Source organism: Lentzea chajnantorensis (assembly GCF_054300775.1).
The window spans coordinates 6,029,750-6,051,132 of record NZ_JBSDZT010000002.1; the positions used below are offsets into that span (position 1 = coordinate 6,029,750).

Below are 21,383 nucleotides of genomic sequence, written 5' to 3' on the forward strand. Positions count from 1 at the left end.
CTCACCTTCACCGAGATGAGGGGATGGCTGAGTCGTCGATGGAACTGGTGGCCGACCGTGACGTGCTTCTTCCGACCGCCCGGATCGACTCCGTCCGGCGCCGCGCCGGCGAGTACCCGCAGCGGACCGTCGCCGTCGCCGCAGCCGTCGCGCTGAACCACTGGGCGGACCCCGGTCTGCGGGTCGACGGCCTGGACCTCTCCCCCGCCACGCTCTTCGGCGACCTGCTCGTCTGGGCGGACAAGGGCGAGGACGCCGCGCGGTGGAACGTCACCGAGCGCCAGGAGGGCTGGACGATCGGCCTTCCCGCGGGCGTCCCGCTCGACGAGGCGCAACGGGTGCTGGACGACCTGGCCGAGTTCCCGAACCGGGCGATCGGCACGATGACCGCCCAGACCCCCGGCGACCGGCTCGCGGAGCTGGCCAGGTGGAACGACAACGACCTCCCGCGCGACCGGCCGAGCATCGTCGAGCTGTTCCGCGCCCAGGCAGCCGAACGCCCCGGCGCCGTCGCGGTCAACGACGGCGACCGCGCGTTCACCTACGGCCAGGTGCTCGCGCTGTCCAACCAGCTGGCCCGCCACCTCCTCGACCGCGACCTGCGGCCGGAGCAGGTCGTCGGCATCTCGCTCGACCGGTCGGCGGAGATGGTCGTGGGCCTGCTCGCCGTGCTCCAGGCCGGTGGCGCGTTCGTGCCGCTGGACCCGCAGTGGCCGGCCTCCCGCCGCGAGTCGGTGATCACCGACGCCGGGGTCGTCCTGCTGCTCGGCAGCGGTCAGGACGGTGAACCCGAGGCGGTGCGGGTCTCGTTGGAGGACTGGGACTTCGGCGCGTACCCCGCCGACCCGACCGACGTCGAGGTCGGCGGCGCGCAGCTCGCGTACGTGATGTTCACGTCCGGTTCGACCGGCCGTCCCAAGGGCGCGATGATCCGGCACGAGGCGATCAGCGAGCGGCTGCTGTGGCAGGTGCACCAGATCCTCCACTTCGGACACTCCGACGCGTCGCTGTTCAAGGCGCCGCTGTCGTTCGACATCTCGATCAACGAGATCTTCCTGCCGCTGGTGTGCGGCGGGCGGACCGTCGTCGTGCGCTCCGGCGGGGAACGCGACCCGCACCACCTGCTGCGCACGATCGACCGGCACCGGGTGACGTTCGTGTACCTGGTGTCGTCGATGCTGGACGTGCTGCTGAACATCGCCTCGGACGGCGAGCTGGCCAGCCTGCGGCACGTGTGGTGCGGCGGCGAGGTGCTCACCCCCGAGCTGTACGAGCGGTTCCGCACGCAGCTCGACATCCCGATGTACCACGGCTACGGGCCCGCCGAGGCCACGATCGGCGTCTCGCACGTGATCTACCGCGGCGAGGCGGAGCGGCTGTCGACGTCGATCGGCAAGGCCAACCCGAACACCGACCTGTACGTGCTCGACGACGAGCTGCGGCCGTGCCCGGTCGGCGTCGGCGGCGAGCTGTACATCGGCGGGTTCCTGCTGGGCCGCGGGTACGTGAACGCGCCGGGTCTCACGGCTTCCCGGTTCGTCGCGAACCCGTTCGCCACCGACGGTTCCCGGCTCTACCGGACCGGTGACCTGGCGCGGTTCGCCGCCGACGGGTCGCTCGACTTCCTCGGCCGGGTCGACAACCAGGTCAAGATCCGCGGCATGCGGCTGGAGCTGGAGGACGTCGAGGTCGCCCTCGCCGAGCACCCCGGGGTCCGGCACACGTGCGTCGTGGTGAGGAAGAACTCCGCGGGCGGCAACTACCTCGTCGGGTACGTGATCCCGATGACCGAGGGCCTGACCGCCGACGAGGTCAAGCGCTGGGCGGCCGAGCACCTCGTCGAGTACATGGTGCCCGCCCACGTCGTCGTGATGAGCGAGTTCCCGTTGACCCCCAACGGGAAGCTCGACCGGCGCGCGCTGCCGGAGCCGGTGGTGGACACCGGCCCGGTGACGGCCGCCGCCACCGACGACGAGGCCGTCATCTGCGCCGCCGTCGCGTCGGTGCTGCGGGTCGAGGCGGTCGGTGCCGACCAGGACTTCTTCGAGCTGGGTGGCGACAGCATCCTCGCGATCTCGCTGCTGAGCGCGCTGCGGGCCGAGGGCGTCTTCGTCACGGCCACGCAGATCTTCGTGAACCGCACGCCGCGCGCGCTCGCCGCCGTCGCCACCCGTGACGGTGGTGCGGTGGCCGACCACGACGACGTGCCGACCGGTCCGGTGGCCGGGCTGCCGATCGTGCAGTGGCTGGGCGAGACCACCGACGCGATCGACGGGTTCGTGCAGTCGGTCGTGCTGAACACCCCCGCCGATCTGACCGCCGAGGCTTTGACGCGGATTCTCGACGCCCTGGTGGCACGCCACGACATGCTGCGCGCCAAGCTCGTGCGCGGCACGCGGTGGTCGTTCGACGTCCTGGAGACCGGTGCGGCGCTGTGGGAGGAGAGCACCGCCTCGCTGGAGGACTGCGTCACGGCGGCGACCGAGGGCCTGAACCCGGACGCCGGGATCATGCTGCGCGCGGTGTGGCGGTCCGGTGCGCGGCAGCTCGTGCTCGTCGTCCACCACGTGGTGGTCGACGGCGTGTCGTGGCGAATCCTGTTCGACGACCTGGCGCTGGCGTGGCAGCAGGTGTCCTCGGGTGCGCCGGTGGAGCTGCGGCCGGTGGGGACGTCGTTCCGGCGGTGGACGCAGTTGCTGGAGCAGGCCGACTTCTCGGCGGACCTGGAGCACTACCGGCGGCCGTTGCCGGGTGCCGACGCGCTGCTCGGCCGTCGTGAGCTGAACGACGACGACGTCGTCGCGCGCGAACGGGTCCGGACGGTCACCGTTGGTGCCGCGGCGACCGCGGCGCTGCTGGGCGACGTGCCGGCGTTGTTCCACGCGAAGGTCAACGACGTGCTGCTGACCGGTCTCGCGGTCGCGCTCGCGAAGTGGCGGCGGGACAACGGCCAGGACCAGACGTTCGCGCACGTCGAGCTGGAGGGCCACGGCCGCGAGGGCCGGTTCGTGCCGCTCGACCCCGACCTGTCCCGCACGGTCGGCTGGTTCACCACGCTGTTCCCGGTGGTCGTCGACCCCGGCACGGTCGACGACCTGCCCGCCGCGCTGAAGAACGTCAAGGAGGACCTCGCCGGGGTGCCGAGCAACGGCGTCTCCTACGGTGCGCTGAAGTACCTGGGGCACAACGAGTTCGGCGGCACGCGGCCGCAGGTGCTGTTCAACTACCTGGGCCGGTTCGACGGCGGCGCCACCGGTGACTGGCAGCTCGCGGAGAACGCGGGCCAGCTCGGTGAGAAGCGCGACCCGCGGATGCGGCTGCCGCGGGCGCTGGAGCTCAACGCGAGCGCCGAACCCGGTGACAGCGGTGAGCTGGAGCTCGTCACGGTCCTCTCGTGGCCGGAGGGCGTGTTCACCGACGCCGACGTGGAGCGGATCGGCGGCTACTTCACCGAGGCGCTCTACGCGCTGGCGGCGTTGACGGAGGGCGGCCACTCCCCCAGCGACTTCGACCTGCTGCCGCTCACCCAGGCCGACGTCGACCTGCTCGACGGCCCGGCGTTGCGCGACGTCCTGCCGCTGACGCCGTTGCAGGAGGGCCTGTACTTCCACTCGATCTTCGACGACGAGTCGTCGCACCGGTACGTCGAGCAGCAGCTGCTGACGTTGACCGGCGCGGTGGACGCCACCCGGCTGGAGGCCGCGGCCGCACGGGTGCTGGAGCTGTTCCCGAACCTGGCCGCCCGGTTCACCGGCCTGCCCGACGGCCGGGTCGTGTCGGTGCTGGAGTCCGGTGTGCGCCCGGAGTTCGCCACGGTGGACGGCCAGGGCATGACCGGCGAGGAGATCGCGGCCTTCGCCGAACGGGACCGGCTGGCCGGGTTCGACCTCGCGCGCGGGCCGTTGATGCGCTTCACGCTGATCCGCACCGCACCCGGCCGGTACGTGCTCGTGCAGACCGTGCACCACATCATCGCCGACGGCTGGTCGGTGCCGCCGATGCTGCGCGCCCTGCTCGCCGAGTACGAAGAGCCGGGGTCGGTGCACGTGCGCGGCAGCTACGCCGACTACGTGCGCTGGCTGGTCACGAGCGACGCGGCCGAGAGCGACCGGGTGTGGGCCGCCGAGCTCGCCGGGCTGCCGGGGCCGTCGTTCGTGGCGGAGGGGCACACGCCGTCCGAGCGGTTCGCGGACTCGGTGCTCGACGCCCCCGCGGGCCTCGACGAGTCGGTGCGCGCGGCCGGGGTGCCGCTGAGCGCCGCCGTGCACAGCGCGTGGGGCGTGACGCTGGGTGCGTTGCTGGGCAAGCGGGACGTCGTGTTCGGGTCCACCGTGTCCGGCCGGGACGCCGACGTCCCGGGCATCGCGGACATGGCCGGGTTGTTCATCAACACGATCCCCGTGCGGACGCGGTGGGGCGCTGACACCTCCGCGGCCGAGCTGCTGGCGTCGGTGCGCGACCACCAGACGGCCGTGCTGCCGCACCAGCACGTCTCGCTGACCCGGATCGGGCGGCAGGCCGAGCACGGGTCGGCGTTCGACACGCTCGTGGTGTTCGACGTGGCGACCGACGTGACGGCGTTGAGCGGCCCGTTCACGATCGCCGAGGTCGTCAACGAGGGCGCACCGCACTACCCGCTGACGCTGGTGGTCGAACGCGGCAACGACGGTGCGCTGCGGTTCAACCTCGTCCACGACACGACCGTGGTCCGGGCCGCCGGTGCCGAGGTGCTCCTGCGGGCGTTCACCGGCACGCTGACCGCGCTGCTGTCCGGTTCGCTGGTCACGCCGGTGCTGGAGCAGGCGCGCCCGGCGGTCGCGGTGGAGCCGGCCACGCTGGTGGAGCTGTTCGACGCTGCGGCACAACGTGATCCGTCCGCGCGGGCCGTGACGATGTGCCACCTCGACGGCAGCTCGGAGGGCCTGTCGTACGGGATGCTGGCCGACACCAAGAACCGGTTGGCGCGCTCGCTCGTCAACGCGGGCGTCGGGCCGCACGAGCGGGTGGCCGTGGCGATGCCGCGGTCGTTGCAGCAGGTCGTCTCGCTGCTGGGCATCGTGTCGGCCGGTGGCGCGTACGTGCCGCTGGACCTCGCCTACCCGGACGAGCGGCTGGAGTACGTGCTCGCCGACTCGGCGCCGCAGGTCGTGCTGGTCGAGCGGGAGCACCGGGAGCGGTTCGAACGGCTGCTCGCGCGTGCGGGCGTCACCGCGCGGGTTCTCGTGTACGGCGAGGAGGTGCCGGGTGACGGCGTGCTGCCGTCGTTCGACTGGCGCACCCCGGCCTACGTGATCTACACGTCCGGGTCGACCGGCAAGCCCAAGGGCGTCGTCGTCTCGCACGCGAACGTGGTGGCGCTGCTCGCGAACACCCAGCCGGACATGGACTTCGGCCCTTCTGACGTGTGGACCCAGTTCCACTCGTACTCGTTCGACTTCGCGGTGTGGGAGCTGTGGGGCGCCCTGGTCCACGGCGGCAAGCTGCTCGTCCCCGACCACGGCCTGACCCGGTCGCCGGTCGACTTCCACCGGCTCGTGCGGGCGCGCGGTGTCACCGTGCTCAACCAGACGCCGTCGGCGTTCTACCAGTTCATCGAGGCCGATCGGCTCTCCGACCCGCTGCCCGCGTTGCGGCGTGTGATCTTCGGTGGCGAGGCGCTGGACCTGTCCCGGCTGCGCGGCTGGGTCGAGCGCTACGGCACCGACCGGCCGGAGCTGGTCAACATGTACGGCATCACCGAGACCACCGTGCACGTCACGCACCGGGTGCTGGACTCCGCGGACTTCGAGTCCGGTGCGGTGAGCCCGATCGGCGGCCCGATCCCCGGGCTGCGCACCTACCTGCTGGACTCCTCCCTGCGTCCCGTTCCGCCCGGCCGGGTGGGCGCGATCTACGTGGCCGGCGACCAGCTGTCGCTCGGCTACCACGACCGCCCCGGCCTGACCTCGACCCGGTTCGTCGCGGACCCGTTCGGCGGCGGCCGGATGTACAACACCGGCGACCTCGCGCGCCGCACCCTCGACGGCGAGCTGGAGTTCGTCGGCCGCGCCGACGACCAGGTGCAGCTCAAGGGCTTCCGCATCGAGCTCGGCGAGGTCGAGGCGGCCGTCCGGTCCGTTCCCGGCGTCGTGGATGCCGCGGTGACGGTGGCCTCCTCCGCCGACCACCTGGTCGCACACGTGGTCGGCACGCCTTCCGCTGACGTGGCCGGGTTCCTGGGCGCGAAGCTGCCGGTGCACATGGTGCCGCAGCGGGTGCTGTTCCTGGACGCCCTGCCGCTGACGGTCAACGGCAAGCTGGACCGCAAGGCGCTGGAGGAACGCGCTGCCGGCGAGGTCGAGGCGGTCGCGTCCGCGGACGCTCCGGCGCTGTCCGCTCTCGTCGCGATCTTCGCCGACGTGCTGCCGGGCTCTTCGGTGGACGCCGACACCGACTTCTTCGTCGCGGGCGGCGACAGCATCATCGCGATCGGCGTGGTCAACCGCGCCCGCGCCGCCGGCTTCTCCCTGACCCCGCGCGACCTCTTCCTCCACAAAACCCCCCGCCTCCTCGCTTCGCACGCGGGGCCCTCCCGTGCGCTCCTGGTGAACGAAAGCTCCCCGCGTGCACTCGAAACGGCGGTGGACGGGCCGGTCGTGCCGACGCCGATCGTGCTGCGGCAGCGGGAAGCTCGGTGGGGAGCTTCGGCGGTTCGCGCAGGCCAGGCAGGTGGAGTGCGCGTCGCTGGCGGATGCGCAGCGTGCCGCGGAAGCCGTCGTGCGGGCGCATCCGGTGCTGCGGATGCGACTGACGGTCACGCACGGGGTGTGGTCGCTCGGAATCGATTCCGACTCGCAGGCCCCCAGGGGGGATCGGGTCCCCACTCCAATCGTCTCAGGCTGGTCTGACAGTTCCGGCGAGTCGCAGGTCGGGGGGCTCGCCGCCACGGACAGGTCGCAGATCGGGGTCGTCGCCGCCGTCACCGACGACCCGCAGGTCGCCGCCGACGAGGCCGCCGACCGGCTCGACCCCGAAGCCGGTGTCCTGACCGCGTTCACCTGGCTGGAGGCCACCGGCACCCTCGTCGTCGTCATCCACCACCTGGCCGTGGACGCGGTCTCCTGGATGATCCTGCTCGACGACATCACCGCGGCCCTCCGCGGCGAGGACCTGGCGCCGGCCACCACGCCGTTCACCGCCTACGCCGCAGCACTCGCCCTGAGCGCCCACCACACCGCCGACCTGCCCCGCTGGGTCGACGCGCTCGACGCGCCGCCGCTCACCCCGCAGGTCGGCCAGGTCCGCGAGGTGACCGTCAACCTCGCGGCCGACATCACCGACCGCGTCGTCCACACCGCACCGACCGCGCTCGGCCTCGCCCTGACCGAGCTGCTGGCCGGTGCCCTGCGCACCGCCCTCACCGAGATCCAGGGCACCCCCACGGACCTCACGGTCGAGCTGGAACGCCACGGCCGCGTCCCGGTCGAGGAGCACCACGACTACACGCGCACGGTCGGCTGGTTCACCTCCATCGCGCCCGTGAAGCTGAGCGCGCACACCGACCCGGTCGAGGCGGCACGTGAACTGACCGCCAGGCAGCCCGACGAGCAGCAGCACGTGCGGTACGGGCAGTTGCGCTACCTCAACCCGCAGACCGCGCCGGTGCTCGCCGCGCTGCCCCGCCCGCAGGTGCTGTTCAACTACCTCGGGCGTGGGAGCGAGGCGCAGGCGCTGCACGTCGACGCCGGTCCGCGGCCGGGTCCGTACGCGGTCGAGGTCAACACCTGGGTCGACACCACCACGGGCAGTCTGCGGGCCACGTTCGGGCTCTCCGAGGACGTGTCGGACGAGATCGCGGCACGGTGGCTGCTGGCGCTGGAGCGGATCGCGGACGCTTCGACGACCGCGCGCCGGACCGCGCCGGTGTCGCCGTTGCAGCGCGGGCTGTACTTCCAGGCCGAGCTGGCGCGCAGCGGCGGGCAGTACGTCGCGCAGAGCTGCTTCACGTTCCAGAACCGCCTTGACGCCGATGCGCTCCAGAAGGCCATGGCGCACGTCATCGCCCGGCACCCGGTGGTGGGCGCGGGGTTCGCGGACGAGGACGGTGAACCCGTCCAGGTCCTCGCACCGGGCCGCCAGGTCGCGGTCCGCACGGTGGACGTGCTCAACCAGGACGCCGTGGAGGCGTTGCGGACGGAGGACCGCGGTACGGCCTTCGACCTGGAGAACCCGCCGCTCGTGCGGCTGACCGTGCTGCGGCTGCCGGACGGCCGGGACGCGTTGCTGTTCAGCTACCACCTGCTGCTGTGGGACGGCTGGTCGCGCGAGATCGTGCTGCGCGAGCTGTTCGACGCCTACCGGGCGATCCGGAACGGCGAACCGGTCGACTCCTCCCCCGCCACGCCGAGCTTCGAGAGCTACACCCGCGCGCTGAAGGAAAAAGACGCGCAGGCCGCGGAACGGTTCTGGGCCGGCTACCTCGCCGACCTGCCCGGCCCGACGCTGCTCGGTGACGGGTCCACTTCGGACAGCCTGCCCACGAAGATCGTGCGAACGCTGGACGTCGAGACCTCCGAACGCGTCCGGGACGCCGCACGCCGGCACGGTGTGACGCTCAACAGCGTCGTCACCGGCGCGCTCGGCCTCCTGCTCGGCAGCGAGACCGGCCGCGGTGACGCGGTGTTCGGCGTGACCGTGTCCGGCCGCGAAGAAGAAGGCACCGACGGGATCGTCGGCGTGCTGCTCAACACCGTGCCGATGCGGGTCACGGCCCGGCCGCACGACACGACAGCCGCGTTCCTGCGGGGCGTGCAGGCCGGCCGGGTCGACGCGATGGACCACGAGCACGTCGGGCTCGGCGAGATCCAGCGCGCGAGCGGGCAGGACCAGCTCTTCGACACCCTGTTCGTGCTGCAGAACTTCTTGGACGACAGCACGTTCGAGGAGTTCAACGCCGTCAACGGCATCGTGGGGCACGAGTCGGAGGACTCGACGCACTACCCGTTCACCTGGGTCGTGACGCCGGGCCGGCAGCTCACGGTCAAGCTGGAGTACCGGCCGGAGGTCACCGATCCCGCGCTGGCGCACCGGTTGTTCGACGAGTACCTGCGGATCGTCGACGACCTCGCCACCACCGACGGCCCGGTCGGCGCGGTCCGCGGCACCGGCCCGCAGCCGGAGCTCCAGCCCTCCAACGACTTCGGCGACCGGACCGTCGTGGACCTGTTCGACGTCGCGGCCGACCGCACCCCGGACCGGATCGCACTGGTCTCGCACGGCACCACGATGACGTTCGCCGAGCTGCGGGACCGCAGCCGCCACCTCGCTGGCGTGCTGAAGGACCGCGGCATCGGTGTCGAGACGTCGGTCGCCATCGCGGTGCCGCGCTCGCTGGACTGGGTCGTGGCGCTGTTCGGCGTCCTGCGCTGCGGCGCGGCGTACGTTCCGCTGGAGCTGGACCACCCGGACCAGCGGATCGCCGCGATCGTCGAGGACGCGCGGCCCGCGCTGATCATCACGACGCGAGCGGTCGCACCGCGCATCAACGGCACCCTGTTCGAGCTGGACGGACCGTGGCCCGCCGCCGAACCGGTGACCACGTTCGCACCGGACGACCCGAACCGGCTCAGGCACGCGGCCTACACGATCTACACCTCCGGCTCGACCGGCAGGCCCAAGGGCGTGGTGACCGAGTACGCGGGCCTGACCAACATGCTCGTCAACCACCAGCGGCGGATCTTCGAGCCGGTGCTGGCCGAGCACGGGCACCGGACGTTCCGGATCGCGCACACCGTGTCGTTCGCGTTCGACATGTCGTGGGAAGAGCTGCTGTGGCTGGCCGACGGCCACGAGGTGCACATCTGCGACGAGGAGCTGCGCCGCGACGCCACCGGGCTCGTGGAGTACTGCCTGCGGCACGAGGTCGACGTCATCAACGTGACGCCGACCTACGCGCAGCAACTGGTCGCCGAAGGGCTCCTGGCCGGTGAGCACCACCGGCCGGCGCTGGTGCTGCTGGGCGGTGAGGCGGTCACGCCGGCGCTGTGGCAGCTGCTCGCCGACACCCCCGGCACGGTCGGCTACAACCTCTACGGGCCGACCGAGTACACGATCAACACCCTCGGTGTCGGCACGTTCGACTGCGTGGACCCGGTGGTCGGCGTGGCGATCGACAACACCGACGTCTACGTGCTCGACCCGTGGCTGCGGCACGTCCCCGACGGGGTCGCGGGCGAGCTGTACGTCTCCGGCGTCGGCATCGCGCGCGGCTACCTCGGCCAGCCCGGCCAGTCGGCGGAGCGGTTCGTGGCCTGCCCGTGGGTGCCCGGCGAGCGGATGTACCGCACCGGCGACCTGGTGATCCGGCGCCCCGACGGCAACCTGCTGTACCTGGGCCGCACCGACAAGCAGGTCAAGATCCGCGGTCACCGCGTCGAGCTCGGCGAGGTGGAGGCCCGGTTCGCCGCGCACCCGGACGTCCGGTTCGTGGCGGCCGTCGCGCAGTCCGACCCGCAGGTCGACGGCGCGCACCGGCTCGCCGCCTACCTGGTGCTCGCCGACGGCGCGGACATCCCGTCGATCGCCGCCGAGGTCGGGGCGGGGCTGCCGGACTACCTGCGGCCCTCGCACTACGCGCAGGTGGACGCGATCCCGTTGACGGTCAACGGCAAGGCCGACACCTCGGCCTTGCCCGAAGCGCGGCCGCTCGGCACGCTGATGACCAAGGTCGAGGAACGCGAGCTCACCGAGACCGAGACGGTGGTGCGCGAGCTGTTCGCCGAGGCGCTCGACCTCGACGAGGACGAGGTGGGCGTGGCGAGCGGTTTCACCGACCTGGGCGGGCACTCGATGCTCGCGGTGCGGCTGGTCGGTTTGCTCCGCCGCGAGTTCGGCCCGATCATCACCATCCGCGACCTGCTGGCCCTCTCCACCCCCGAAGCGATTGCGCAGCACCTTGACGAACACTGACACCACCCCCGACGTCCGCACCGGCAGGGAGATCCTGCGGATCGCGGTGCGCCGCAACCGGGGCGCGATGACGAGCGGGACCCTGCTGATGGGGTCCTACCAGGCAGCCGAGACCGCGGTGCCGGTCCTGCTCGGCGCGATCGTCGAGTTCGCGTTGCGCGGCGGGCAGCTCAGCTCGCTGGGCCTCGCGCTGCTGGGGCTAGGGCTCGTGATGGCGACGGTGTCGTACTCGTGGCGCTTCGGCATGCGAATCCTGCAGAAGGCCAACACGACCGAGGCGCACCGGTGGCGGGTCGCGGTGGCCGACCGCGGCCTGCAACCGGTGGCGCGCGACGTCGAGCTGAAGTCCGGTGAGGTGCTGACCGTCGCCACCGAGGACGCCGACCAGACCGCGGACATCATCGAGGTGGTGCCGCTGCTGATCGCCTCGCTGGTGTCGATCACGATCGCGGGTGCCGTGCTCGCGGTGATCAGCGTGCCGCTGGGCATCACGGTGTTCGCGGGCACAGCGGCGATCCTGACCGTGCTGAGCGTCATGTCACGGCGGATCGGCACGAGCACGCAGGTGCAGCAGGCGAAGGTGGCGCGGGCCGGCGCGAAGGTGTCGGACCTGATCGCCGGGCTGCGGCCGCTGCACGGTTTCGGCGGCTCGTTTCAGGCGTTCCAGGCGTACCGGCGGGTGTCGGACGAGGCCAGGAAGCAGTCGGTCGTGGTCGCGCGGGTCAACGGCGTGTACGCGGGCACGGCGCTGGCGCTGAACTCGTTGCTGGCTGCCGCGGTCACGCTGTGGGCGGGCTGGCTGACGTTCGACGGGCAGATCTCCGTCGGGCAGCTGGTGACGGCGGTCGGCCTGGCGCAGTTCCTGATCGAGCCGCTGAAGCTGTTCTCCGAGATGCCGAAGTACGTGATGATCGCGCGTGCCTCGGCCGACCGGATGGCGCTGGTGCTGGCCGCGCCACCGCGGATGATGCCCGGCGTGGAGGAACCCGGCCCTGACGGCGGGCTCGAGGTCGAGGACGTGCACCACGGGGCGCTGCAAGGGGTTTCGTTCAGCGTGCGGCCCGGCGAGCTCGTCGCGGTGGCCGCCTACCAGTCGCAGGCGGCGGAGGAGCTGGCCGCAGTGCTGTCGGTCGCCGTGCCGCCCGCGGCGTACTCGGGCGTGGTGCGGATCGGCGGGCGCGAGCTGGCGCGGCTGTCGATCGAGGGCATCCGCGGGCACCTGCTGGTGAACCCGGCGCGCCACGAGGTGTTCGCGGGGACGTTGCGGGACAACGTGGACCCGTCCGGCACCGCGAAGCTGGTCGACGAGGCCGTGGCGGCGGCGATGCTGACCGACGTCGTGGCGCTGCACGCCGAAGGCCTCGACTACGCCGTGCGGGACCGGGGAGCGAACCTCTCCGGCGGCCAGCGGCAGCGGTTGTCCCTGGCCCGCGCACTGGCCGCGGACCCGGAGGTCCTGGTGCTGCACGACCCGACGACCGCGGTCGACGCGGTGACGGAGCTGCTGATCGCCCGCAACGTCGCCGAGCTGCGCCGCGGCCGGACCACAGTCGTGATCACCAGCAGCCCGGCGCTGCTGGACGCGGCGGACCGCGTGGTGGTGCTCGACAACGGCGTGGTCACCGGCGAGGGCACCCACCGCGAGCTGCTCGGCCGGGACGCCGAGTACCAGCTCGCCGTGGCGCGCTGACCACGCCTCCACCAGGAAAGGACCCCCACCTCCCATGCAGGCACGTTTCGCCGAGTACGGCCTCACCGCGGTTCCCGGCACCGCCGAGTTCTGGGACGCGGTGCGCGGGCCGGTCCCGGTCCCCGCTGACGGCGGCCACCGGACGTTGTTCCTCTGGCGCGGTTCCGCCGCGGTGCTGCGCTTCGAGTCGTGGTCGGGCCCGGTGCCGTTGCAGCGGTTCGGGGACAGCGACTGCTGGTACGCCGAGGTCGTCCTGCCGCCGCGGCTGCGCGTGACCTACCACTTCTTCGACGGCGACGACTACGACGGCGAGCACGCCGACCCGTTCAACCCGGCCGGCGCCGGTCCGAACCGCTCGATCGCCGCCACCCCGGACCTGGACCCGCAGCCGCACTGGCCCGTCGTGGGCCCGGACGAGGTGCTGGACGTGCCTTCCACTCGAATCCGGTGGAACGGCTCGCTGGGACGCAAGACCGTGCGTGTGCACAAGGGCGGTGAACCGGTCGTGCTGCTGCTGGACGGCGACGACTGGATGTACGTGCACCCGGCGGTGGCCGCGTTCGAGTCGGCGGTGCGTGCGGGCGAGATGCCGTCGGCCACGCTGGTCTTCCTCCCCACGCCCCGTGATCGCGACGCCGAGTACACGGGTGCGGCGCTGTGGCCGGCGGTGCGGGACGAGCTGCTGCCGTTGCTCGCCGAGAACGGCGTGACCGTCGACCCGCGGCGGTTCGTGGTCGCCGGGCAGAGCCTGGCCGGGTTGAGCGCCTTCCGCGCGGCACTGGACTTCCCCGAGCTGGTGACGCGGGTGGCCTGCCAGTCGGGGTCGTTCTGGTGGACGCCCGGCCTGCCCGACCAGGGCCTGTCGCTGGACGGCCCGGCGGGTGGCGACACCGCGGAACGGGTGCGCGGCGCGGACCTGTCCCACCTGCGGGTCGCGTTCGACGTCGGCGAGCACGAGCCGCGGATGCACCGCCACTGCGAGGCGGTCGAGGGCCTCGCGGAGAAGGCGGGGGCGTCCGTGCGTGCCACCCGCTCCCCCTCCGGGCACGACCGCGCGGGCTGGCGGCACGCGCTGGTCCGCGACGTCGCCTGGTTGCTCACCGAACGGTGACAGGCGCGCACTAGCAGGACACGTTCATCGACTGTTCACCTGCTGCTTGCGACCACCCCCAGCGCCACGGCGTCGGAGTGACGAAGGATCTGTTCTCCGGCAGATGGTTCGCAAAGGGTGGGCAGTGAAGAGAACGCTCGGCATCGGTTTGGCGGTCGTGCTCCTGGTGGGCGTGGTGGCCGCGGTCTACTTCGGCCAGGGCGACGGCGGGGCCGCGCGGCTGCAGACCGTGCGCGGGGTGATCGGTTCGGAGAAGCTCGCCTTCTTCGCCGACCAGCGCGTCAGGGACGTGTTCGCGAAGCACAGCCTGGAGGTCGAGGTGGACCCCGCCGGGTCGCGGCAGATCGCCACCGCCACGGACCTGGCGCCGTACGACTTCGCGTTCCCGTCGAGCGCCCCGGCGGCCGAGAAGATCCAGCGCGACCGCAAGGCCGCCCGCACCTACGCGCCGTTCTCGTCACCGATGGTGGTGGCGACGTTCGACCCGGTCGTCGAGCTGCTGACCAGGGCGGGGGTCGTCCAGGACGGCCCCGGCTACCGGACGTTCGACGTGCGGGCCTACCTGGACCTCGCGGCCAGGGGCACGCGGTGGGATCAGCTGCCCGGCAACACCGCCTACCCGGCGCGCAAGAACCTGCTCGTCACCACGACGGACCCGCGTGACTCGAACTCCGCGGCGATGTACCTGGCGATCACGTCGTTCGTGGCCAACGGCGGTGTGGTGAGCACGCCGGAGGCGGAGGCGAAGGTGCTGCCGGCGGTGTCGAAGCTGTTCCTGGACCAGGGGTACACGCAGAGCAGCACCGAGGGGCCGTTCGAGGACTACCTGTCGGCGGGCATGGGCAAGACGCCGCTGGTGCTGGCCTACGAGGCGCAGTTCGTGGACCGGGTGGTGCGCGGCGACTCGACAGTCCGGCCGGACATGAAGCTGCTCTACCCGGCGCCCACGGTGCTCTCGAAGCACACGCTGGTGCCGTTGAAGGACAACGGCGACCGGGTGGGACAGCTGCTGCAGACCGACGCCGAGCTGGGGCGGCTCGCGGCCACGTTCGGGTTCCGCACCGCCGACCCGCGTCACTTCACCGAGGTCGTCAAGGAGAAGAACCTCCCGGTGCCGCAGGACGTCGTGGACGTCGTCGAGCCGCCGGCGCACGAGACGCTGGAGCGGATGCTCGAAGCGATCGCGAAGCAGTACTGACATGTCCGACTTCGTGCTCACTCCCCCGGACCCCGTCGAGCCGGTGCCGGTCGAGCGGGCGGCGGGTCTCATCCCGGTGCCCGACGACGCCAGGACCGAGCTTTCCACCAGGGCGCAGGCGTTCGTCGACGCGCTGGGTGCCGTTGACCCGCGGTCGCCGGACTTCGGCCGGATCGTGGACGAGGCGCTGGTGCTCGGCGAGGCGGAGATGCGGGTCGCCGCGCAGATCGCGGGCCGACTGCTGGACCGCACGCTCGCGTCGGTGTCGTCGCCGAACACCACGCAGGTGACGGCGAGTCTGACCGAGCTGCGCCGGTCGGTGCGCGAGCTCGACCCGCAGGACCTGTCGAAGCTGACCGGCCGCAAGGTCCTCGGGTTCCTCCCCGGTGGCAACGCCGCCAAGGGCCTGCTGGCCCGGCTGCGGGCGGCCGACGAGCCGGTCAACCGGATCGTGCTGCGGCTGCGGTCCGGGCAGGACGCGCTGAAACGGGACAACGCGGCCATCAAGGGCGAACGGCAGCGGCTGTGGGACCTGATGACCAGGCTGTCGCAGGACGCCGCTTTGGCCGGTGAGATGGACGCGGCCGTCGACCGGCAGGTGCAGATCTTCGACCTGTCCGATCCCGGCCGCGCCACCGCGTTGCGCGCCGACGTGCTGTTCGGGCTGCGGCAACGGCACCAGGACCTGCTGACCCAGCTCGCGGTCTGCGCGCAGGGGTACCTGGCGCTCGACGTCGTGCGCCGCAACAACGACGAGCTGATCAAGGGCGTCGAACGAGCCGTCACGACCACGGTCACAGCGCTGCGGATCGGGGTCGCGGTCGCCGCCGCACTGGCCGGGCAGCGCGAGGTGATCGACCAGGTCGACGCCGTGCGCGGACTGACCGACGAGATCCTGAGGTCGAACGCGACGCTGATGTCCGTGCAGGCTCAGGACGTCCAGCGCATCGCGGCGACGCCGACGGTCGGCATCGACGCGGTGCGGACCTCGTTCGACCAGATCTACGCGGCGATCGACGCGATCGACACGTTCAAGGCCCGCGCGGCCGACTCGATGTCCAGCACGGTGCACGCGCTGGACGCCGAGATCCGGCGCGCCCACGACCACCTGAGCCGCGTGCGCGGCACCGAGGAGCCAGCATGATCCGCCGCCTCATCCCGGCAGTCGCCGTCGTGGCGCTGCTCGCGGGGTGCTCCGACGACCCCGACCCGGCCAGACCGGTCGGCGACGCGGAGCCGGGGGTGCTGCGCGTGCTCGCCGGCAGCGAGCTCGCCGACCTGCAACCCGTTCTCGACGAGGCCGCCCGCGCCACCGGTGTCACCGTCAAGTTCGACTTCACCGGCACGATCGAGGGCGCGGAGAAGGTCGCGTCCGGCGCCGCCGAGCAGGGTTTCGACGCGGTGTGGTTCTCCTCCAACCGCTACCTGGAACTCGTTCCGGAGGCGCAGAAGCGGCTCGGCACCGCCACGAAGGTGATGGGGTCGCCGGTCGTGCTCGGGCTGCCCGCCACGAAGGTGCGGGAGCTGGGCTGGGAGGGCAAGCGGGTCGGCTGGGCGGAGATCGCCGCGGCCGCCGGGCAGAAGAGGTTCACCTACGGCATGACCGACCCGTCGGCCTCCAACTCCGGCTTCTCCGCGCTGGTCGGCGTGGCGGCGGCGTTGTCCGGCTCCGGTTCCGCGCTCGACGCGGCCCGGGTCGCCGCGGTCTCCCCCCAGCTCAAGGAGTTCTTCTCCGCGCAGACGCTGTCGGCGGGCTCGTCCGGCTGGCTGTCGGAGGCGTACGCGCGGCGGGCGAAGGGCGAGGACCCCGGCGCGAAGGTGGACGGTCTGATCAACTACGAGTCGGTGCTGCTGTCGCTCAACACCACCGCGCCCGACCCGTTGACGCTGGTCTACCCCAGCGACGGCGTGGTGACCGCCGACTACCCGCTCACGCTGCTCACGTCGGCGTCGTCGGAGGCCCGCGACGCGCACCGGAAGCTCTCCGACCACCTGCGCGGCACCGACGTGCAGCGCAAGATCATGGAGTCCACCCACCGGCGCCCGGTCGTGCCGCAGGTGCCGCTCGACTCGCAGTTCGCGGTGCGCGACCTGGTGGAACTGCCCTTCCCCGGCAGCCAGTCCGCTGTGGACGGTCTGGTCACCACCTACTTCGACCAGCTGCGCCGACCGTCCCGCACGCTCTACGTGCTCGACACGTCCGGGTCGATGGAGGGCGACCGCATCGACGGCCTGCGTTCGGCGCTCGTCGGCCTCACCGGCGCGGACTCCTCGCTGGCCGGCCGGTTCAGCCGCTTCCACGGCCGCGAGCAGGTGACGCTGCTGCAGTTCGACAGCAGCGCCCGGTCCCCGCTGACCTACGAGGTGCCGCAGGCCGACGCCCGCCCGGTGCTCGACCAGATCGGCACCACGGCGAAGTCGCTGGACGCGGGCGGCGGCACGGCGATCTACAGCAGCCTGCGCAGCGGCTACGACGTGCTGCGCCGCCAGCTCGACGCCGACCCGGACCGCTTCACCTCGATCGTGCTGATGACCGACGGCGAGAACACCGGGTCCGAGGGCATCGAGGACTTCACCGTGTTCCACACGACCCTGCCGCAGGACCTCAGGGGCGTCCCGGTCTTCCCGGTGCTGTTCGGCGAGAGCGAGACCGAGGAGATGGAGCGGGTCGCGAAGATGAGCGGCGGCAAGGTGTTCGACGCCCGCAGCCGTTCGCTCTCGGCCGCGTTCAGGGAGATCCGTGGCTACCAGTGACGCGGTGCTGCGCTACCTGGCGTCGTGGAAGAACCTCGCGGGCTGCGCCGGCGGCCTGCTCGGGCTGGCGCTGCACTTCGCCGGGCTGGCCGGGTCCTACTGGGTGCTCGTGGTCGCCGGCCTGTACGGCGTGGGCGCGCTGGCCGCGCCGCCGGAGGAGGTCGTGCTGGTGACCGCCCCCGAGGAGGAGGCGGGGCAGCTGCGTTCCGAGCTCGACGCACTGGTGGCGCGCGTGCACGGGTTCGGCGGCCGGGTGCCCGCCGAGGTGGCGCCGAAGCTCGCCGAGGTCGCCGACGTGCTGCGCGGCATGCTCGACCGGCCGCGCGAGCTGCGCGGCGACCCGGACGCGCTGCACTCGGTGACCCGGTTGATCGGCACGGACCTGCCGCTGTCGGTGCAGACGTACCTGAACCTGCCGTGGTGGTACGCCGCCGCGCGCGGGTCGGGTGCGGAGCTGCTGCGGCAGCTGGACCTGCTCAGAGCGGACGCCGTCCGGGTGGCCGAACGGTTCCACGCGGCGGACGAGCAACGACAAGCCGACCACGGCAGGTACCTGGAGGACCGCGACCGGCTCTGAGGTGGCTCAGGCCCGGCTGTCGCGACCGCGGACCTCGACACGGGCCCTACTGTCGTCGGGGTGACGGACATCGAGGAAGCGCTCACCGGACTCGACCTGGAGCGGAAGGTCCGGCTGCTGACCGGCGCCGCGCTGTTCGCGCTCCACCCGGAGCCCGCGATCGGGCTGGCGGCGCTGAAGGTGTCCGACGGGCCGACCGGCGTGCGCGGTGCCGAGCTGCGCGGCGGCACGGTCGCCGCCCTGCTGCCCAACGCCACGCTGCTGGCCCAGCACTGGGACCCGGAGCTGGCGCGCGAGGTCGGCGCGCTGCTCGCCGACGAGGCCGCCGCCCAGCAGGTGCACGTCGTGCTCGGTCCGACGATCAACCTGCACCGCACGCCGCTGGGCGGGCGGCTGTTCGAGGCCTACAGCGAGGACCCGCTGCTCACCGGTGTGCTCGCGGCCGCGTACGTGCGGGGCTTGCAGGACAAGGGCATCGCCGCGACGCCGAAGCACTTCGTGGCCAACGAGTCCGAGACCGAACGGCGCACGGCCAGCTCGGTGGTGGACGAGAAGACGTTGCGCGAGGTGTACCTGCTGCCGTTCGAGGTCGTGGTCGAAGACGCCCGGCCGTGGGCGGTGATGGCCGCGTACAACCGGGTCAACGGCATCGCCGCCACCGACCACGCCGAGCTGGTCGAGGGCGTGCTCAAGGACGAGTGGGGGTTCGACGGCCTGCTGATGTCGGACTGGTTCGCCACGAAGTCCACGGCGGAGAGCGCGAACGGCGGGCTCGACCTCGTCATGCCCGGACCGGGCGGCCCGTGGGAGGAGCGGCTGGTCGAGGCGGTGCGGGCGGGCGAGGTCGCCGAGTCGACCGTCGACGAGCACGTGCGCCGGTTGCTGCGGCTGGCCGACCGGGTCGGCGCGTTCGGGGAGCGGTCCTGGCCGACCGGCGTGCCGGCGCCGGACAGCCCGCGGCGCCGCGAGCAGCTGCGCCGGTTCGCCGCCGGCGGCATGACCGTGCTGACCAACTCCGGGGTGCTGCCCCTGGACGCGCAGGAGGTCGCGCTCATCGGCCGGCCCGCCCTCGACACCGTGGCGCAGGGCGGCGGTTCGGCCGGGGTGCGGCCACCGCACGTCGTGAGCATCGCGGACGGCCTGGCCGCGGAGCTGGGCGACCGGCTGTCCGTTGTGGACGGTGTGGAGGTGCGCACCCGCCACGCCGCACCGGCACCCGGCGTGCTGCGGAACATCCGTGCCACGACGTTCGACGCCGACGGAGAAGTGCTCGCCGTGCGGGACGTGGAGATCGCCGAGCTCGCCGCGTACGGCGGGTGGGCGCAGGGTGCCGCCGCGATCGAGCTTCTCCGGTGAGGTCGTGCTGCCGGGTCCGGCACGGCTGCTGGTGGGCGTGCGCGGCTTCGGCGCCTGGACCGTCGAGGTCGCGGGCGAGCGGTACGAGGAGCGACTGGCCTGGGCGGACGGCATCGTGGAGGAGGCGCTGCTCAAGCCGCCGGCGTGGACCACCGAGGTCGAGCTCTCCCCCGGTGACCGGATCACGGCGACCGTGCGCGAGGCCGCCGCGCTCGTCGGCCTGATCACCCAGCCGGTGCCCCGCCCGGCCGCCGACGCGATCGACGCCGCCGTGCGGGCCGCGCGGGAGGCCGACGTGGCGGTGGTGGTCGTGGGTCTCACCGAGGAGCAGGAGACCGAGGGCTTCGACAAGACCACGCTGGCGTTGCCGGGTGAGCAGGACGCGCTGGTCGCGGCCGTGGCCGCCGCCGCTGCACGGACCGTGGTCGTCGTGAACGCCGCCACGCCGGTGCTGATGCCGTGGCTGGAGCAGGTCGACGCCGTGCTGTGGGCGGGACTGCCCGGTCAGGAGGCCGGTGCCGCGGTGGCGACGGCGTTGCTCGGCCACGTCGAACCGGCCGGGCGCCTGGTGACGACGTTCCCGCGCTCCGACGCCGACGCGCTGACGCCGGTGCCCGTGGGCGGCGAGCTGGTCTACGGCGAGGGAACCGCGATCGGGTACCGCGGCGCCACCGACCCGCTGTTCTGGTTCGGCCACGGCCTCGGTTACACCGAATGGCGCTACGGCGACCTCTCGGTGTCCACTCGGGACGATGCGGTCGACGTCGTGTCGGTGCGGCTGGACAACGCCGGCGACCGGGACGGGCGCGAGGTCGTGCAGGTGTACCTGCGAGCGGTTGACGAACCGGTCCGGCTCATCGGCTGGGCGGTCGCGGACGTCGCGGCCGGCTCGTCGGCGCTGGTCGAGGTGCGGTGCTCGCCGCGCGTGCAGCGGACCTGGTCGGACGGCTGGCAGCCGTTGACCGGCGACGTGCTCGTGGCGCGCGGGCTCGGTGACGTGCGGGCCGTGCACGTGCGGGTGCCTCGGGACGGACAGGACTGAGCCGCCCGGACAGTCATCCTCGCTCAACGGTGTCGTTACGGCGCAACGACACCGTTGAGCGAGGAAGTGGCGCGCACTGGGAGACCGGGGCGGTGTGGGTGGACGGTGCCGGTGTGCGCGAGCCGCGCCATCCGCCACCGCGCCACCGCGAAGCGGGCGGTGAGGAGCCGGTCCGTTGATCTTCCTCGTCCACGCCGCGCGCTCATCGCAGCGGCGGTACGTTTGGCTCCGGGGGGAGGAATCATGGTCGAGCCGATCACTCCACCGGCGCCCGGACCCGTGCGGTCCGCGCCGGTCCGCCGGCGGGAGGTCGCACCCGCTCGCGCGCTGCCGGCCCGTGGTGCGGGCGCGGCACCTCCCGGGTGAGGCCGGACCGGTCGAGGCGCACGCCGGGGGTGGTGGCCGCGGCCGGGCTGGGGGCCCCAACCGGGCCACCGGCCAGCGTGCTCCACCTGCCGTGGGTGCCGGTGCGGTCCGGCCGGCCCGCGGCGGTGGGCTGGTCCCAGGTGGCCGGCGTGTGCGGTGACTTTCACACGCCGGCCGGGTTCTTGGGGGAACCGGACCAGACCGCTGCGCCGACCCCCAATTCCCGGTCGGTCCGGCGGCGCAGTTGCCTGATCTGGGTACAAAGGTGCCAGGTGCCGTGCACAGATTTCGCCCAGACGGCGCACAGACCGTGACCAGGGCGAAGGCGACGATGGCGCACAC

10 protein-coding genes are annotated in these 21,383 nt (G+C 72.5%); all 10 read left to right on the forward strand.

All coding sequences use genetic code 11. From position 1 onward, the window contains the following. Window positions 1-23: 23 nt before the first annotated feature. The 10 genes from ACVDFE_RS29515 (at window position 24) to ACVDFE_RS29560 (ending at window position 20,675) form a co-directional block, all read left to right on the forward strand. Window positions 24-6,887: an amino acid adenylation domain-containing protein gene (locus tag ACVDFE_RS29515; RefSeq protein ID WP_458432714.1), complete on the forward strand. Its 6,864-nt coding sequence runs from the start codon at window positions 24-26 to the stop codon at window positions 6,885-6,887. Further along, window positions 6,781-10,947: a non-ribosomal peptide synthetase gene (locus ACVDFE_RS29520; protein ID WP_458432715.1), complete on the forward strand. Its 4,167-nt coding sequence runs from the start codon at window positions 6,781-6,783 to the stop codon at window positions 10,945-10,947. Before ACVDFE_RS29515 ends, ACVDFE_RS29520 begins: the two co-directional genes overlap by 107 nt. After that, on the forward strand, window positions 10,934-12,637 hold the full coding sequence (locus ACVDFE_RS29525) for an ABC transporter ATP-binding protein (protein ID WP_458432716.1): 1,704 nt from the start codon (window positions 10,934-10,936) through the stop codon (window positions 12,635-12,637). Before ACVDFE_RS29520 ends, ACVDFE_RS29525 begins: the two co-directional genes overlap by 14 nt. Before the next feature lie 34 nt (window positions 12,638-12,671). Further along, window positions 12,672-13,748, forward strand: coding sequence for an alpha/beta hydrolase-fold protein (locus ACVDFE_RS29530; RefSeq protein WP_458432717.1), 1,077 nt, complete (start codon window positions 12,672-12,674; stop codon window positions 13,746-13,748). 124 nt (window positions 13,749-13,872) lie between these two features. Beyond that, window positions 13,873-14,946: a hypothetical protein gene (locus ACVDFE_RS29535; protein ID WP_458432719.1), complete on the forward strand. Its 1,074-nt coding sequence runs from the start codon at window positions 13,873-13,875 to the stop codon at window positions 14,944-14,946. A gap of 1 nt (window position 14,947) precedes the next feature. Continuing rightward, complete coding sequence (locus tag ACVDFE_RS29540; RefSeq protein ID WP_458432721.1) at window positions 14,948-16,090, forward strand: toxic anion resistance protein; 1,143 nt, start codon at window positions 14,948-14,950, stop codon at window positions 16,088-16,090. Then, entirely contained in the window at window positions 16,087-17,700 is a 1,614-nt protein-coding gene (locus ACVDFE_RS29545) for a substrate-binding domain-containing protein (RefSeq protein ID WP_458432722.1), read from the forward strand. The genes ACVDFE_RS29540 and ACVDFE_RS29545 overlap by 4 nt, the downstream gene beginning before the upstream one ends. Beyond that, on the forward strand, window positions 17,687-18,277 hold the full coding sequence (locus tag ACVDFE_RS29550; protein ID WP_458432723.1) for a hypothetical protein: 591 nt from the start codon (window positions 17,687-17,689) through the stop codon (window positions 18,275-18,277). Before ACVDFE_RS29545 ends, ACVDFE_RS29550 begins: the two co-directional genes overlap by 14 nt. Window positions 18,278-18,337: 60 nt before the next feature. Beyond that, a complete protein-coding gene (locus ACVDFE_RS29555; RefSeq protein WP_458432724.1) occupies window positions 18,338-19,633 on the forward strand; it encodes a glycoside hydrolase family 3 protein in 1,296 nt (431 codons plus the stop codon). Then, on the forward strand, window positions 19,605-20,675 hold the full coding sequence (locus ACVDFE_RS29560) for a glycoside hydrolase family 3 protein (protein WP_458432725.1): 1,071 nt from the start codon (window positions 19,605-19,607) through the stop codon (window positions 20,673-20,675). Before ACVDFE_RS29555 ends, ACVDFE_RS29560 begins: the two co-directional genes overlap by 29 nt. Window positions 20,676-21,383 lie beyond the last annotated feature (708 nt).